This is a genomic window from Myroides pelagicus, assembly GCF_009711055.1.
Taxonomy (GTDB): Bacteria; Bacteroidota; Bacteroidia; order Flavobacteriales; family Flavobacteriaceae; genus Flavobacterium; species Flavobacterium pelagicum.
In genome coordinates, this window is sequence record NZ_WMJY01000005.1 from 106,036 (window position 1) to 123,116 (window position 17,081).

Genomic DNA, 17,081 nt, shown 5'->3' on the forward strand with positions numbered 1-17,081 from the left:
TATGGCAACAAAAATATTATTAGACAAAATCAATATTCCAGGGATAAAGTCCTATGAAGTTTACCGTCAAAATGGAGGGTATGCTTCAGTAGAAAAAGCTTTAAAAGAAATGACTCCTGATGCAATCACTGAGGAAGTAAAAGCTTCTGGATTAAGAGGTCGTGGAGGAGCAGGATTCCCTGTAGGACTAAAATGGAGTTTCATTGACAAGAAATCGGGTAAACCAAGACACTTAGTTTGTAATGCCGATGAATCAGAACCAGGTACTTTTAAAGACAGATATTTAATGGAACACATTCCTCACTTATTAATTGAAGGAATGATTACTGCAAGTTATGCTTTAGGAGCAAACCTTTCATACATCTATATTCGTGGAGAATATATGTGGGTATTCAAAATTTTAGAAAGAGCAATCAAAGAAGCTTATGCAGCTGGATGGCTTGGTAAAAATATTCTAGGAACAGATTATTCTTTAGACTTACACGTGCATTGTGGTGCTGGAGCCTATATTTGTGGAGAAGAAACAGCATTAATTGAATCATTAGAAGGAAAAAGAGGTAACCCCCGTATAAAACCTCCATTCCCTGCGGTTAGTGGATTATGGGGTAACCCTACTGTGGTAAACAATGTTGAGTCAATCTCTAATGTACCATGGATAGTAAACAACTCAGGAGAAGCTTACTCAAAATTAGGCCTAGGAAGATCTGCTGGCACTAAACTTATCTCTGCTTCAGGTCATATCAGAAAACCTGGCGTATACGAAATTGAAATGGGAATCACAGTTCATGAATTCATTAATTCTGATGAATACTGTGGTGGAATGATCGATGATCGACCAATAAAAGCATTAGTCCCTGGAGGGTCATCTGTACCTATCTTACCAGCTCACCTTATTTATAAAACCGCTAATGGTGAAGATCGTTTAATGACATATGAATCATTATCTGATGGAGGTTTCGAAACAGGTTCTATGCTTGGTTCAGGAGGTTTTATTGTATACAATGATACTGCTTGTATTGTAAGAAACACATGGAACTTTGCCCGATTCTATGCACACGAAAGCTGTGGGCAATGTTCGCCTTGTCGTGAAGGTACTGGATGGTTAGAGAAGATATTACATCGTATCGAAATAGGTAATGGTACTATGGAAGATATTGATCTATTATGGAATATCCAAAGCAATATTGAAGGTAATACTATTTGTCCTTTGGGAGATGCAGCGGCATGGCCTGTTGCAGCAGCCATAAGACACTTTAGAGAAGAGTTTGAATATCACGTTTTATACCCAGAAAAAGTCAAAAACAGAGATCACTTTGTCAATGAACCTTTTTCTACAGTAAAACACTTGATTAATAAATAATATACGCTGACTAAATACTCAGCTTAAACAAAGCACAGTTTATGAAAGTTACTATAGACGGACATGAAATAGAAGTAGAACCAGGAACATCCATTCTACAAGCAGCAAGAATGATTGGAGGTGAATCAGTACCTCCAGCAATGTGCTATTATTCTAAATTAGAAGGTACAGGAGGAAAATGTAGAGCATGTTTAGTGGAAGTATCTAAAGGTAGTGAAGCTGATCCACGCCCTATGCCAAAACTAATGGCTTCTTGTAAGACAGGAGTTATGGATGGCATGGAAGTAAAAAGTATCACTTCCCCAAGAGTACTAGAAGCACGTAAGGCAGTTACTGAGTTTTTATTAATCAATCACCCATTAGATTGCCCTGTATGTGATCAAGCAGGTGAATGTGATTTACAAAACTTAGCATTCAATCACGGTAAAGAACAAAAGCGATTCAAAGAGGACAAGAGAACTTTTGCTCCTGAAAATATAGGAGAAAATATTCAATTACACATGAACCGTTGTATTCTGTGTTATCGCTGTGTTAAAACAGCTGAGCAACTAACAGACAAGCGTGTTCACGGAGTTTGTGGCCGTGGTGAACATGCCCAGATTTCCACATACATTTCTACTGCGATAGATAATGAATTTTCAGGAAATATGATTGATGTATGTCCTGTAGGAGCTTTGACTGATAAAACGTTTCGATTCAAATCACGTGTCTGGTTCAACAAACCATATAATGCTCACAGAAACTGTCCTACATGTTCTGGAAAAGTTACGCTATGGATGTTTGGAGAAGAAATTCAAAGAGTAACTGCACGCAAAGATGAATTTCACGAAGTAGAAGAGTTCATCTGTAATTCATGTAGATTTGACCATAAAGACCCTAAAGATTGGATAATTGAAGGTCCTAGAAAATTTGAAAAATTCTCTGTTATCAATCAGAACAATTACACAACTAAGTTAGACAAAGTAGTATTGAATACTGAAAAACAAATCGTAGAAGGTCGTGAACAAGACCGCAATAAGATTAGTATGAAAGCTATTCCTTACACTGAACACGAATCTAAAGAATAAATCAGCTCAGAATGGATAAAACTATTATTATAGATAAAGCGGTTATTATCATTGTCGTATTTGCAGTGACAATGTTAATGGCGATGTATGCTACGTTAGCAGAACGTAAAATTGCTGCGTGGATACAAGACCGTTTAGGTCCTAACCGTGCAGGTAAAGGTGGTTTATTACAACCATTAGCCGATGGTCTAAAATTATTTGCTAAAGAAGAGTATGAACCTAATACTCCTAATAAATTCTTGTTCAAATTTGGGCCATTCTTGTCAATGACTTTAGCATTAATGACAAGTGCTGTTATTCCTTGGGGAGATAAATTCCACCTGTTTGGAAGAGATATAATCTTACAAGCAGCTGATTTGAATGTAGGTGTGTTATATATCCTTGCTGTTTTATCAGTTGGTGTTTACGGTATCATGATTGGGGCATGGGCTTCGAATAACAAGTACTCTTTAATGAGTGGTATTCGTGCAGCTTCACAAATGATTTCGTATGAGATCGCAATGGGATTATCATTAATCGCCTTGTTATTAATGACGCAAACACTTAGCTTACGTGAAATTGCTTTACAGCAAAGTGGAATGAATTGGAATATTTTCTACCAACCAATCGGTTTCTTAATTTTCATCATTTGTTCGTTCGCAGAGACCAATAGGGCTCCTTTTGACTTAGCCGAGTGTGAACAAGAGCTTATTGGAGGATTCCACACGGAATATTCTTCAATGAAAATGGGATTCTACCTATTCGCTGAATACGCTAACCTATTCATTTCTGCAACAATCATGTCAGTATTGTACTTCGGAGCGTACAACTACCCAGGAATGTCTTGGGTTATAGAAAACTGGGGAATAAACATTGGTAACGTATTAGGTATTATAGCCTTATTCGTCAAAATATGTTTCTTCATATTTGTATTTATGTGGGTACGTTGGACTCTACCTCGTTTCCGTTATGACCAATTAATGAACCTAGGATGGAAAACATTAATTCCATTAGCATTACTAAACCTAGTAGTGACAGCAGTAGTAATTTTACTTTTAAAATAGATTAAACATGTCATCAAATACATATTCACTATCTGGAAGAAAGAAGACAGTCTCTGATAAAAAATTGACTTGGTCGGAACGCATATATTTAGTAGCAATCTTCAAAGGAATGATGGTTACCTTGAAACATATGTTTAAGAAAAAGGTAACAATCTCATACCCTGAGCAAACACGTCCTTTTAGTGATGTCTATCGCGGTCGCCATATGCTTATGCGCGATGAAGAAGGAAGAGAGCGTTGTACTGCTTGTGGTCTTTGTGCTTTATCTTGTCCTGCAGAAGCAATTACAATGAAAGCAGCCGAGCGTACAGCAGATGAACTACACTTATATAGAGAAGAAAAATATGCTGAGATCTATGAAATCAACATGCTTAGATGTATTTTTTGTGGACTTTGTGAAGAAGCTTGTCCGAAACAGGCAATTTACCTAACAAAGTCAAAACAAATTGCTAAAGCAGATGTTAGTCGTGAAAACTTCATATTTGGTAAAGACAAATTAGTTATGCCGCTAGAAATGGCTATAGAAAATACTAAACAACAGAATCAAGCTTAATCATGATAGAAATTTTATTTTACATCCTTTCGACCATTACACTCGGAAGTGCGACTTTAACAGTCTTGAGCAAAAATCCTATACATAGTGCTTTATGGTTAGTTGTTAGTTTCTTTTCACTAGCAGGTCACTATATCCTATTAAACTCTCAGTTCTTAGGTATGGTTCATATTATGGTCTATTCAGGTGCCATTATGATCTTAATGCTGTTTACGATCATGCTTATGAACCTTAATATTAGTCATGAAGTATCTAAACCTTTCTTTACAAAACTTGTAGCAACCGTAGCTTTCTGTCTAGTTGGAATTTTAATGCTAACTATCGTTATGCGTGGAAACCAAGCATACAACATTGAATACAGCTCAACAGGAGAGGACTTTCAATCAGTAAGTGTTTTAGGTAAAGTCCTATTAAACGAATACGTGATGCCATTTGAAATGGTAGCTGTGTTATTATTACTTGCAATGATTGGTGCTGTACTAATATCAAAGAAAGATAAAACCGAAAAAGAAGCATAATTATGGAAAATGTAATTGAAATCATCGGTATTGAAAAATACATATACCTATCTATCATCTTATTCTGTATTGGAGTATTGGGTATATTATATAGAAGAAATGCAATTGTCATGTTCATGTGCATTGAGATTATGTTAAACTCGGCTAATATGTTATTAGTCGCTTTTTCCACCTTTCATCAAGATGCAGAAGGACAAGTTTTTGTTTTCTTTACCATGGCTGTAGCCGCTGCTGAAGTTGCAGTAGGACTTGCTATTTTGGTAACGATTTACAGAAATATTGGATCAATTGATATAGATAAATTAAAAAACTTAAAAGGATAATTCCGCATGGATACAAACGTAATTTTACTTTTATTATTAGTCCCTTTGATTGGGTCTTTAGTTAATATTTTCTTCGGAAAAAAATTAGGTAATGGTTCAGGAATTATCGCTACTATAGCTGTTTTAATTTCATTTATCGTTACTGTTATCGCTTTTGTACAAGTAAACAGTACAAAAGTTGCCATACAAGGAGACTTGTTCGAATGGATTGCCGTAGATAGATTTACTATCTCCTTTGGTTTTTTATTAGATCAACTATCTCTATTATGGTTACTCTTCGTCACTGGAATTGGTACATTGATTCACCTTTACTCTACTAGCTACATGAAAGGAGATGAGAACTACGCAAAGTTCTTTGGTTATTTAAACCTTTTCATTTTCTTCATGATTGTTCTTGTAGCAGGAAGTAACCTATTGATTACTTTTATCGGTTGGGAAGGTGTAGGACTGTGCTCTTACCTATTAATTGGTTTTTGGCATAAAAACCAAGACTATAATGATGCTGCCAAAAAAGCTTTCATTATGAACCGTATTGGAGATTTAGGTTTCTTAATTGGTGTATTCATTTTAGCCTTTTTATTCCAGTCATTAGATTATATGACTATCAAAGAAGCTTTAGCAACTGGAACAAATCATCAGATCAATACTTGGATTGGATTTGCAGCTCTTGCTATTTTTATCGGTGCTGTTGGTAAAAGTGCACAAATTCCACTTTATACTTGGTTACCAGATGCAATGGCAGGACCTACGCCAGTATCAGCACTTATTCATGCTGCTACGATGGTAACTGCAGGTATTTTCTTAATCACACGATTAAACTTTGTATTTGATCTTGCTCCATTAGTTCAAAACACAATCGCTATCGTTGGTGCATTTACTTCATTGTTTGCTGCCTCAATTGGTCTTGTGCAAAATGATATTAAAAAGGTTTTAGCCTATTCAACTGTTTCCCAACTAGGTCTAATGTTTATGGCTATTGGTTTTGGAGCATATGAAATTGCAGTTTTTCACGTAATTACTCATGCATTCTTTAAAGCTTGTCTATTCTTAGGTTCTGGATCTGTAATCCATGCTATGGGTGGAGAGCAAGATATGAGAAGAATGGGTGGTTTAGACAAATACATGAAAGTGACTTACATTACTTTCCTAATTGCTACTGCAGCTATTTCAGGATTTCCTTTTCTTTCTGGATTCTTCTCGAAAGATGAAATTTTAATGGTCGCTTTCGAAAACAATAAATTCTTATACATTGTAGGTTCTATTGCTTCAATTATGACGGCATTCTACATGTTCAGATTGGTATTTCTAACTTTCAAAAAAGGATTCAGAGGATCACAAGAACAAAAGAATCACCTACACGAAAGTCCTTTATCAATGACTTTACCATTGATCATATTAGCTTTCTTCTCTATTGTTGGAGGAGCTATTAATTTACCTGGTAGCAATTGGTTAAATCACTATTTGCAACCTATCATTGTGAAGAGCACTGGTAAAGCACATGAATTAGGTACAGAAGCCTATATTTTAATGGCTTTAGCTACTGCAGGTTTCTTAATTGGATTAGGATGGGCTTTCTACAAGTATATCAAGAATTCGGAAGTACCTCAAGAAGACGAAAAAATCACTGGTTTCCACAAAGTACTATACAACAAATACTATATCGATGAAATCTATATGGTTATTTTCGTAAAACCTATTTATGTTATCGCTACATTCTTCAGAGATTTTGTTGAAGTTGCTTTATCAGGAACAGTTTTAGGACTTGGAAAAATTGCAGATGAGTTATCATTACAAGGTAAAAAAGCACAAAATGGAAACATTGGTCTTTACCTATTTGCCTTTGTATTTGGTATCTGTATATTATTTTACTATTTATTCATTGCTAGATAATTAAGAGAGATGAACGTAACTATACTTTTATTAACATTATTAGTTGGTGCAATAGCGACCTATTTATCAGGTAAAAAACCAGCTGCAAAAGTTGCTCTTTTCTTCGGATTAGTTGCTTTTGTAGAAACTATTGCTTTAATCTGCCAACATAATGCAGGAACAGACGCTGGTTATATGACGCAATGGATAGCTAATCCAAACATTCATATTGCACTAAAAGCAGATGGATTAGCATTAGCCTTGACATTGCTAACAACAGCATTAACACCTATCATCATTTTCTCATCATTTGGTGATCACATCGAAAAGTCGAATACCTTCTACGCACTAGTCATGTTTATGTGCTTTGCCATGACAGGTACTTTCCTTGCTGCGGATGGATTTTTATACTATATCTTCTGGGAATTGTCTCTATTGCCAATCTATTTTCTAGCTTTGTTATGGGGTAATGACACTTTTGAAATAAGAAAGAATGTAATATTCAAATTCTTCATTTATACATTTGCAGGGTCTCTGTTTATGCTATTAGGTTTTATTTATCTATATACAAAAACAGGTAGCTTTCTACTACACGACTTATACAATGCACAGTTATCAAGTACTGAAGAGTATTGGGTATTCTTAGCTTTCTTCTTAGCTTATGCAATTAAGATTCCGATATTCCCTTTCCACACTTGGCAAGCGAGTACATATGAAAAAGCTCCCACAGTAGGAACAATGTTATTAGCTGGTATTATGCTAAAAATGGGATTGTACTCTATCATTCGTTGGCAATTACCAATCACGCCTTCTGCCGCTAAAGAAATAATGCCTACAGTTATCATATTAGCACTTATCGGTGTAGTTTATGGTTCTATTGTAGCGCTAAAGCAAGCAAACATCAAACGTTTCTTTGCTTACTCCTCTTTAGCTCACGTTGGGCTGATTGCAGCAGGTGCATACACCTTGACATTAGATGGTCTTAAAGGTGCGGTACTACAGATGATTGCCCATGGATTTGTTATTGTAGGCCTATTTTACGTAGGTGAAATTATCTACAAAAGATACCAAACTCGCATGATTGGAGAAATGGGAGGAATTCGTCAACAAGCACCTAAATTCGCTTCCGCTTTCATGATTTTAATGTTTGCTTCAATTGGTTTACCAGGTACATTCAGCTTTATTGGAGAGTTTAACCTTCTTTTTGGACTTTCTCAGGTGAATATTTGGTATGCTATCGTTGGAGGTACTACTATCATATTTGGAGCCTTTTATATGCTTAGAATGTTCCAAAAAGCGATGTTAGGAGAAACAAACACAATAGTATTTGCTGATCTTACAACTAGAGAAAGTGCTATATTGGGTATATTAGCTATTGCTATCATCTTTTTAGGTATTTATCCTAAACCAATAGCTGATTTAATCACACCTTCATTAGTAGAAATCGTCTCATACATTAAGTAATAAAATATAAGGAGCTTATTGTTAATAAGCTCCCTTAATTCCAAATTATCACAAATGAATACATTAATAGCAATTGGAGTATTAGCGGTTTTAGTACTTATAGCAGAAATCATCAATCTGCGTAAACTTGTTATTCCAATGACCATCGTTGGTTTATTAGGGATTTTAGGCTACACAGTTTGTCATATCGATGTAGAAGTTTCTTATTATAACAATATGTTTATAACTAAGAAATTCTCAAATGCTTTTACCTCTTTATTTATTGCACTAACCATTTTCTTAGTTGCATTAAGTAAAGACTTTTATCAGACACAATTTTCGAAGATAGCAGATTATATTTCCTTGAAATTATTTTTACTTATGGGAGCTATCTGCATGGTCTGTTTTGGTAATATGGCAATGTTCTTCTTAGGACTTGAAATTTTATCAATCACTTTATATATCCTTTGTGGATCAGATCGAACAAATATTAAAAGTAACGAAGCTGCAATGAAGTATTTCCTATTAGGATCATTTGCTTCTGGTATTGTTCTTTTTGGAATTGCTTTAGTATATGGAGCAACCTCATCATTCGATATTGCAGAAATTATCACTATTACCTCTCAAGGTACACTACCAATCTGGTATTCCTTGGGTGTAGTAATGATTATTGTAGGTATGCTATTTAAAATAGCAGCTGTACCTTTCCACTTCTGGGCACCAGATGTATATCAAGGAGCACCTACATTGACAACTGCAATGATGAGTACATTAGTCAAAGTAGCAGCAGTAGCTACGTTATACAAATTGAGTTTTCACTTACTTAGACAAATGCCTGAAGGTTATACTACAGCGATTGTAGTTATTACTATTCTAACAATGTCAGTAGGTAACATCATAGCGTTGCGTCAAGACGATATGAAACGCTTACTAGCGTATTCGGGAATTTCACATGCTGGTTTTATGATGATGGCCCTTACTGCACTAAGCACATCAGCATCTAACTTATTCTATTACGCAGCCGCTTATGCAGTAGCAGGTATCGGAGCTTTTACTGTGGTATTAGCCGTAACAAAAGGAAAAGACAACCAACTTATTCAACAGTTCAGTGGTTTAGGAAAAAGAAGCCCTATAATGGCTTTAGTTCTATCAGTATCCTTATTGTCAATGGGAGGTATCCCTATCTTTGCAGGTTTCTTTGGTAAATTTTTCTTATTCTCACAAGCAGTAGATAATGGCTTTATTACTTTAGTCATTTTTGGGGTTATCAACTCTTTTATCAGTATCTACTACTATTTGAAAGTAATCGTTACGATGTACACTCAAAATGAAGTGACAGAAGAAACACAAATTACCGTGCCTCTTTCCTATAAAGTTGTCGGTATAGCTGCAGTATTGATTAACATCATTATTGGGTTATGCCCTTCTATCTTATTAGGTCTATTCAAATAATATATAAAACACCAAATTAAAAAGCTGTCCAATAGGACAGCTTTTTTTTGCACCCTATTCCAATGCATTTAAGAAAAAAAGATAAATTAGTTATTTGTATATCTCAAAAAAAGATTGCTTTTTTTGTAAATTTCTAGTATGAAACTAAACGGAGATCGAGCTAATTTGAAGCTATGTTACTTGTTTTAACTCATAAAAATGTCTCATAAATAGTTTTTGTTGCCAAGCTTCTGCTATACGTGCAGTATTCGTGCAGTTTACTAGCCCACAGGTAGCTTCTTGGCAAGGAAACTGCACGTATTCTGCAACTATAGGTCAAGAAGGAATGGACAAAAGACACATCTAATGACATTATCAATCACTGTAGCCTATATTACTTTTAAATAAAACTGAAGTAAAAGATTGTTTAAATTATTCGATCGCTTTGATAGCATATTCTCTTGCCTTTAGCAGTGCAAAAAAGGTCTTTAAATGCATTGCCCTACGATGTAATAAAGAAATATGTGAAAAATCTCCAACTAAATAAAGTAAATCGTCTTTTCCAACAGATAAACAATAAAGGTCTATCGTTTTAAAAAACTTTATTTTTTTCCACCTAAACCATTAGGATAACATTTAAAACTTAACTTGAAAAGTTATCGAGAAATATTTATTTATAAAAAAATTTATTCAAACTATTTGCTAAATAAGTTTTTTTACTAATTTAGCCAAACATATTCAGGAGAAAATGAACATTTCAATCTTAAATACAAACTGGTGGTGGCTTTCTAAATCCAATCTTGGGTTCAGTTGGCTATGGTGTGTATTGAGATAATCCTTCCTATTTTGAAGTAAAACAATATTATAACTACATAAGAAAAGCCTACTGGTAACCCCAGTAGGCTTTTCTCGTTTTATCTATCCATACTAAACTTATTAGACATGAAATTTACAATCAATTACAAAAAGATGATTGGTGATACCTATACACCAGTTGAATTATATCTAAAACTAAGAGATAAATATCCGAATAGCTTTCTATTAGAAAGCTCAGATTATAGCTCACATGACAACAGCTTTTCGTTTATAGGATTAAATCCTATAGCATCATACGTTGCAGATAAAAATATAACAAGCATACAACACACCAATGGACAAAAAGAGCAGTTTCAAACCAGAGAGAAAGATCTGACTGAACAACTCCATCAATTTCTAAAAACTATACAAGTGGAAAACAATAGTGGAATTGATTTCCTAAATACAGGGGTCTTTGGCTATACTTCTTATGATAGTATTCCTCTGCTTGAATCAATAACATTTAAGCCCAATACCTCTGATTTGCCATTAGTGCAATACCACTTTTTTAAGTACATAATTATTTTCAATCATTTCAATACAGAATTATACTTAGTAGAGCATAAATTAGCAGAGGAAGAATCACACTTACCAGCATTACTTGAAATACTAAAAGGACAAACCCCTGCAACTTTCAACTTTAAGACGACCTATGATGAATTAACATCGAATACAGACGAGGAGTTTTTATCACTTATTGAAAAAGGGAAACAACATTGTTTTAGAGGTGATGTTTTTCAACTTGTACTCTCACGCCAATTCAAACAGAAATTCGCTGGAGACGAATTCAATGTATATCGAACACTACGTTCTATTAACCCCTCCCCTTACCTATTCTACTTTGACTATGGAAACTTCAAGATCTTTGGATCTTCTCCAGAAGCTCAATTAGTAATTCGCAATAACAAGGCATATATCAATCCTATAGCAGGAACTTTCCTTCGCAGTGGAGAAGCAGATAAAGATAAAGAAATTGCCAATGAACTAGCTAATGATCCAAAGGAAAACGCAGAACATATCATGCTCGTTGATTTAGCTAGAAACGATCTCAGCAAGCATAGTCAATGTGTAACAATTGAGAAACTCAAACAAGTAGAATACTATTCTCATGTTATTCACTTAGTATCTAAGGTCAGTGGAAGCCTCGAACAAGGTTATAACCCAATAGAAATCTTCAAAGACACATTTCCTGCTGGGACACTTTCGGGAGCACCAAAATACAAAGCAATGGAATTAATAGACCAGTATGAAACGACAAATCGTGGACTATATGGTGGAGCAGTAGGCGTCTTAAAGTTAAACGGAGAGATGAATCAAGCCATATTTATTCGCTCAGTTGTCAGCCAAAACAATGAATTGCAATATCAAGCAGGTTGTGGAATAGTAACTAAATCCAATACCGCTTCAGAGCTAGCAGAAATAAACAACAAATTAAAGGCTGTCCGAACAGCTATTACTAAAGCACAAGATCTATAAATATGAAAATACTAGTCATCGATAATTACGATTCTTTTGTCTATAACTTGATATACATAATCAAAGAACAGGCAGACCATCAAGTAGATGTCATCAGAAATGATCAACTAACAATTCAAGATATTAATCAATACGACAAAATTCTATTATCACCAGGTCCTGGAATACCTCATGAAGCAGGTCAACTAATGGAGGTTATTCACACCTATGCTAAAAGCAAAGATATATTGGGTATCTGCTTAGGTCATCAAGCCTTGGGTCAATATATGGGAATGCAATTGAAACAATTAGCAGAACCGTTTCACGGTATCTCGAGTAAGATAAACATTGTGGAACACGATATATTATTTGATGGAGTCTCTAATCACACACCTATAGCACATTATCACTCTTGGGTGGTTGATACACCTCCTGATGAAATCATAGTAACAGCTTATGATGACGAAGGAAACGTTATGGCCTACAAACACAGAGAATTAAACATTAGAGGTTTGCAGTTTCACCCCGAGTCCATACTGACTGTGGAAGGAAAAAAAATGATTACAAACTGGTTAAACAATTAAGTGATGAAAGAAGTATTAAATCAACTAGCACAACATAAAACACTGACAAAAGAGCAAGCAAAACAAGTACTAAACAATATGGCTAATCAGTCGTATACAGAGACACAGTTAGCCGCTCTACTTACAGCCTTTCTCATGCGTCCAATCACCCTAGAAGAGCTCCAAGGATTTCGTGAAGCCATGGTAGAATTAGCCATTAAAGTAGATCTGTCAGCCTATAATCCTATGGATATGTGTGGAACAGGTGGAGATGGAAAAGATACGTTTAACATTTCTACGCTCTCCGCTTTTATAGCAGCTGGAGCAGGGATACCAATAGCAAAACACGGAAACTATGGAGTATCCTCTATCTCTGGTTCATCAAGTGTAATGGAAAACCTCGGTATTCACTTTACTGCTGATGAAGTACGACTCCAACAACAACTAAAAGAAGCAAATATCTGTTTTTTACACGCTCCTTTATTTCACCCAGCCATGAAGACCATAGCTCCGGTTCGAAAGGCATTAGGGGTTAAAACATTCTTCAATATGTTAGGTCCACTTACTAATCCTGCTCAACCTAAAGTACAATTAATTGGGCTTTTTAACCTTGAACTGTTGAGAATGTACCAATATTTTTTACAATCATCAGGAAGCCAATACAGCATTATTCATGCCTTAGATGGCTATGATGAATGTAGTTTAACAGGCACTGCTAAACTAGCAACAAACAATGGGGAGCAAATAATATCTCCCGCTTATTTCAACTTACAGCCAGTCCGAGCAGAGGAAATCAAAGGAGGTACAACAGTAGAAGAATCAGCCTTGATTTTTTGGACTATATTAAAGGGAAAAGGCACTGAATCACAAAACAATGTAGTGCTAGCTAATGCAGCCCTAGCAATACAAACATATAAGTCCAATTTATCCATTAATGAGGCATTAGAACTAGCGAAAGACTCCTTATTGACAGGCAAAGCTAAACAAGCATTCGAAACACTGAGACAACTATGAGACATATATTAGAAACGATAAAATTACATAAACTCCAAGAAGTAGAACAACGCAAACAAAACACCTCAGAAGAACAACTGAAAAACGGTGTACTTTTTAAGCGATCAACGATTTCATTAGTAGATAAAATCAGACAAGCAAATACACCACATATCATAGCAGAATTTAAAAGACAATCCCCCTCAAAAGGTATTATCAGAAACAATGCAGATATTGTCAGTATCACAGCAGGCTATCAAGCCCAAGGTGCTTCAGCAGTATCGGTGTTAAATGATACTAAATTCTTTGGTGCAAAAGCGAATGACTTTATCACAGCAAGAGAGCAATTATCGATTCCATTATTGCAAAAAGACTTCATCGTTGATAAATATCAAATTACAGAAGCTAAAGCTATGGGGGCTGACCTAATACTATTAATAGCAAAGATGTTGCCTACAGATGTTTTAAAGCGCTTAGCAGCATACGCACATCAGATTGGCTTAGAAGTATTATTAGAAACTCATAATGAAAAGGAAATCAAAGATCACTTAACAACCGAATTTGACCTAATCGGAATAAACAATAGAGACCTAAATACTTTTAGAGTAGATATCGCAAACAGCATTGCATTGAGTCAACTACTCCCAAAAAGCGCTATCAAAGTAGCAGAGAGCGGTCTAGATGATCCACAAGTAGTCACTAAGTTATACCAAGAAGGGTTTAATGCTTTTTTGATCGGAGAGTATTTTATGAAAGCTTCAGATCCAACGCTAAAACTAAAAGAGACACGCCAAAAAATTGTAATATGAAACAAGTAAAAATCTGTGGTATGAAAGATCCAGAGAACATTAAGCAACTCTGTAAACTACCTATCGATTACATCGGTCTTATCTTTTACCCTAAATCCAAAAGGTATATAGGTCATATAGAAGAAACTATACTTGATAGTATTCCAACTTCAGTAAAAAAGGTAGGCGTTTTTGTAAACGAAAAGACAGAAGAGGTTCTTCACAAAAAGAAGAATTACAAACTAGACTATATTCAATTGCACGGCAATGAAACGGTAAATGATTGTGCCTTATATAAGACAAATGGAATAAATGTTATTAAAGCATTTTCAATAGGAAAAAACGAGGACTTAGAACAAACTCTTGCTTATAGTCCCTATTGTGATGCGTTTATATTTGATACCCCAACTCCTACTTTTGGCGGTAGTGGGAAGGTCTTCAATTGGAATTTACTTAACGAGTATCAAGGAAACACTCCTTACCTCTTAAGTGGAGGGCTTGGCATACACAATATACAAGAGGCAATGAATATACAAGACAACAGACTAATTGGATATGATATCAATAGCCAAATAGAGCAAGAGCATTATTTAAAGAACATTACACTAGCTACACAACTAGTACAAAAAATAAAAAAGCATGAAGGAATTTAACCCAAATAAACAAGGATATTACGGAGAATACGGTGGAGCATTTATTCCAGAAATGCTGTATAACAACGTAGCCGATTTACAAGAAAACTATCTTGACATCATACAATCAGACAGTTTTAAACAAGAGCTTGAAAAGCTATTAAAAGACTATGTAGGTAGACCAACTCCTCTTTTCTATTCAGTAAACTTATCCAAAAAATATAACGCTAAGATCTATCTAAAAAGAGAAGATCTCAATCATACAGGAGCTCATAAAATAAATAATACAATTGGTCAAGTACTATTAGCAAAGCGATTAGGTAAAAAGCGAATTATAGCAGAAACTGGTGCAGGCCAACATGGAGTAGCTACTGCAACTACCTGTGCTTTATTAAACTTAGAGTGTACAGTCTTCATGGGGGCGCATGATATTGAACGCCAAAAGCCGAATGTAGAACGTATGAAAATGCTAGGCGCAACAGTGATAGCTGCAGAGAGTGGTAGTAAAACACTAAAAGACGCAACGAATGAAGCAATCAGAGAATGGATCAATAATCCACAAGAGACCTATTATGTTATAGGATCTGTGGTAGGACCACATCCCTATCCTGACATGGTTGCTAAGTTTCAATCTATCATCAGCAAAGAGATAAAAGACCAGCTCTTAGAACAAGAAGGCACAGCAAATCCTGATTATGTAATAGCTTGTGTAGGTGGAGGAAGCAACGCTATGGGTGCATTTTATCATTTCATTGATAATCAACACACCCAATTAATTGCTGTAGAAGCCGCGGGTAAAGGCATAAATTCAGGTCAAACGGCAGCAACAATAGCATTGGGAAAACAAGGCATAATACACGGAAGCAAAACTTACTTAATCCAGACAAATGATGGTCAAATTATAGAGCCTTATTCAATATCGGCAGGTTTAGATTATCCAGGGATTGGTCCAGCTCACGCTTATTTGAGAGACACTGGCAAAATCCAGGTAGGAAGTATTACTGATGAAGAAGCCATACACGCAGCCTTTGAATTAACACGCATAGATGGTATTATTCCAGCATTAGAATCTGCGCACGCCTTAGCCTATCTTAATAAAATGGAATTAAAAGAAAATGATATTGTCATTGTTAATCTCTCTGGACGAGGAGACAAAGACATGATTACTTACTCTAAATACTTTAACCATGAATAATAGAATTAATACACTTTTTGAAACTAAAAAATCTAATATACTTTCTATCTATTTCACGGCAGGCTATCCAGCATTAGAAGACACTATGACTATCTTAAAAAATCTAGACACTGCAGGTGTAGATCTAGTAGAAATAGGGATACCATTCTCTGATCCATTAGCTGATGGTCCTGTAATTCAAAATAGTAGTGAACAAGCCTTACGCAATGGAATGACAGTTGCTAAGCTATTTGACCAATTAGAGAATATTAGACAAACTGTGCACATACCAATTATTCTTATGGGATATTTGAATCCCGTGATGCGTTATGGTATTGAAGCGTTTATAGCTAAATGCTCCGAAATAGGTATAGATGGTATTATCTTACCGGATTTACCTATGGACTACTACTTGTCCCACTTCAAAGCACCTTGCGAAAGGTACAACGTTAAAAACATAATGTTGATCAGCAATGATACATCAATTAAAAGAGTGAGAGAAATAGACGAACAAACAAATGGTTTTATATATTTAGTTTCTTCAAATGGAACAACGGGATCTAACAAATCGCTAGAAACTCAGCAAGATTACTACAAACACATACAAGGTCTAGAATTAAAGAATCCTATCTTGATTGGTTTTGGAGTACGAGATAAGCAAACGTATGAATTAACTAATCAATATAGTTCTGGTGCGATTATAGGTACAGCATTTATGAAACACATTAATGAACAAGGCATAGACGTATCCTCTATACAAAGCTTTATAAACAGTATCAGATAGAATGACAAGTCTATTTAGGGTGATAACAGCAGTCCTAAAAATCAAAAAAGGCAGTCCGAACTAGACTGCCTTTATATTTTATAAAGCGTAATATGTTAAGAACATCCGCAGCTACCTCCGCCACAAGAACCTTTCTTATTATTCTTACTCTTCCAAAAGCTTTTTTTTATCAGAAAAGCCACAGCAAGAATAACAATCCCATACGCTATAATTTCTTGATATCCCATAAT

The 17,081-nt window shown here is 35.3% G+C and carries 17 protein-coding genes; 16 read left to right on the forward strand and 1 reads right to left on the reverse strand.

All coding sequences use genetic code 11. From position 1 onward, the window contains the following. Position 1: 1 nt before the first annotated feature. From nuoF to trpA, 16 genes are all read left to right on the forward strand, one after another. On the forward strand, positions 2–1,360 hold the full coding sequence (gene nuoF, locus GJV77_RS03745) for an NADH-quinone oxidoreductase subunit NuoF (protein ID WP_155035013.1): 1,359 nt from the start codon (positions 2–4) through the stop codon (positions 1,358–1,360). Positions 1,361–1,401: 41 nt separating this feature from the next. Further along, positions 1,402–2,427: a 2Fe-2S iron-sulfur cluster-binding protein gene (locus GJV77_RS03750; RefSeq protein WP_155035014.1), complete on the forward strand. Its 1,026-nt coding sequence runs from the start codon at positions 1,402–1,404 to the stop codon at positions 2,425–2,427. Between the two features lie 11 nt (positions 2,428–2,438). Beyond that, positions 2,439–3,470: an NADH-quinone oxidoreductase subunit NuoH gene (gene nuoH / locus GJV77_RS03755; protein WP_155035015.1), complete on the forward strand. Its 1,032-nt coding sequence runs from the start codon at positions 2,439–2,441 to the stop codon at positions 3,468–3,470. Between the two features lie 7 nt (positions 3,471–3,477). Next, positions 3,478–4,023, forward strand: a complete 546-nt coding sequence (locus tag GJV77_RS03760; protein ID WP_155035016.1) for a NuoI/complex I 23 kDa subunit family protein — start codon at positions 3,478–3,480, stop codon at positions 4,021–4,023. Between the two features lie 2 nt (positions 4,024–4,025). Then, on the forward strand, positions 4,026–4,541 hold the full coding sequence (locus GJV77_RS03765) for an NADH-quinone oxidoreductase subunit J family protein (RefSeq protein ID WP_155035017.1): 516 nt from the start codon (positions 4,026–4,028) through the stop codon (positions 4,539–4,541). Between the two features lie 2 nt (positions 4,542–4,543). Further along, on the forward strand, positions 4,544–4,864 hold the full coding sequence (gene nuoK, locus GJV77_RS03770; RefSeq protein WP_155035018.1) for an NADH-quinone oxidoreductase subunit NuoK: 321 nt from the start codon (positions 4,544–4,546) through the stop codon (positions 4,862–4,864). 6 nt (positions 4,865–4,870) lie between these two features. Beyond that, positions 4,871–6,754, forward strand: a complete 1,884-nt coding sequence (gene nuoL / locus GJV77_RS03775) for an NADH-quinone oxidoreductase subunit L (protein ID WP_155035019.1) — start codon at positions 4,871–4,873, stop codon at positions 6,752–6,754. Positions 6,755–6,763: 9 nt separating this feature from the next. Further along, complete coding sequence (locus tag GJV77_RS03780) at positions 6,764–8,197, forward strand: complex I subunit 4 family protein (RefSeq protein ID WP_155035020.1); 1,434 nt, start codon at positions 6,764–6,766, stop codon at positions 8,195–8,197. 54 nt (positions 8,198–8,251) lie between these two features. After that, positions 8,252–9,628: an NADH-quinone oxidoreductase subunit N gene (locus tag GJV77_RS03785; RefSeq protein ID WP_155035021.1), complete on the forward strand. Its 1,377-nt coding sequence runs from the start codon at positions 8,252–8,254 to the stop codon at positions 9,626–9,628. Between the two features lie 921 nt (positions 9,629–10,549). Continuing rightward, complete coding sequence (locus GJV77_RS03790; protein WP_155035022.1) at positions 10,550–11,938, forward strand: anthranilate synthase component I family protein; 1,389 nt, start codon at positions 10,550–10,552, stop codon at positions 11,936–11,938. Between the two features lie 2 nt (positions 11,939–11,940). Next, positions 11,941–12,501 (forward strand): anthranilate synthase component II, encoded by a 561-nt coding sequence (locus tag GJV77_RS03795; protein ID WP_155035023.1) that lies wholly within the window; start codon positions 11,941–11,943, stop codon positions 12,499–12,501. A 3-nt stretch (positions 12,502–12,504) separates the two neighbouring features. Next, positions 12,505–13,494, forward strand: a complete 990-nt coding sequence (trpD, locus tag GJV77_RS03800; protein ID WP_155035024.1) for an anthranilate phosphoribosyltransferase — start codon at positions 12,505–12,507, stop codon at positions 13,492–13,494. Further along, entirely contained in the window at positions 13,491–14,282 is a 792-nt protein-coding gene (trpC, locus tag GJV77_RS03805; RefSeq protein WP_155035025.1) for an indole-3-glycerol phosphate synthase TrpC, read from the forward strand. Before trpD ends, trpC begins: the two co-directional genes overlap by 4 nt. Then, positions 14,279–14,914 (forward strand): phosphoribosylanthranilate isomerase, encoded by a 636-nt coding sequence (locus GJV77_RS03810; protein ID WP_155035026.1) that lies wholly within the window; start codon positions 14,279–14,281, stop codon positions 14,912–14,914. The genes trpC and GJV77_RS03810 overlap by 4 nt, the downstream gene beginning before the upstream one ends. After that, the gene (gene trpB / locus GJV77_RS03815; protein WP_155035027.1) at positions 14,901–16,088 is read left to right on the forward strand and encodes a tryptophan synthase subunit beta; all 1,188 of its coding nucleotides are present in this window, start codon (positions 14,901–14,903) and stop codon (positions 16,086–16,088) included. The genes GJV77_RS03810 and trpB overlap by 14 nt, the downstream gene beginning before the upstream one ends. Further along, positions 16,081–16,851, forward strand: a complete 771-nt coding sequence (trpA, locus tag GJV77_RS03820) for a tryptophan synthase subunit alpha (protein WP_155035028.1) — start codon at positions 16,081–16,083, stop codon at positions 16,849–16,851. The genes trpB and trpA overlap by 8 nt, the downstream gene beginning before the upstream one ends. A gap of 95 nt (positions 16,852–16,946) precedes the next feature. Here trpA and GJV77_RS03825 read toward each other — a convergent pair whose 3' ends face one another. Beyond that, positions 16,947–17,078 carry a FeoB-associated Cys-rich membrane protein gene (locus GJV77_RS03825; protein ID WP_155035029.1) on the reverse strand — a complete coding sequence of 44 codons (132 nt, stop codon included), beginning with the start codon at positions 17,076–17,078 and terminating at the stop codon, positions 16,947–16,949. Between the last annotated feature and the right edge of the window lie 3 nt (positions 17,079–17,081).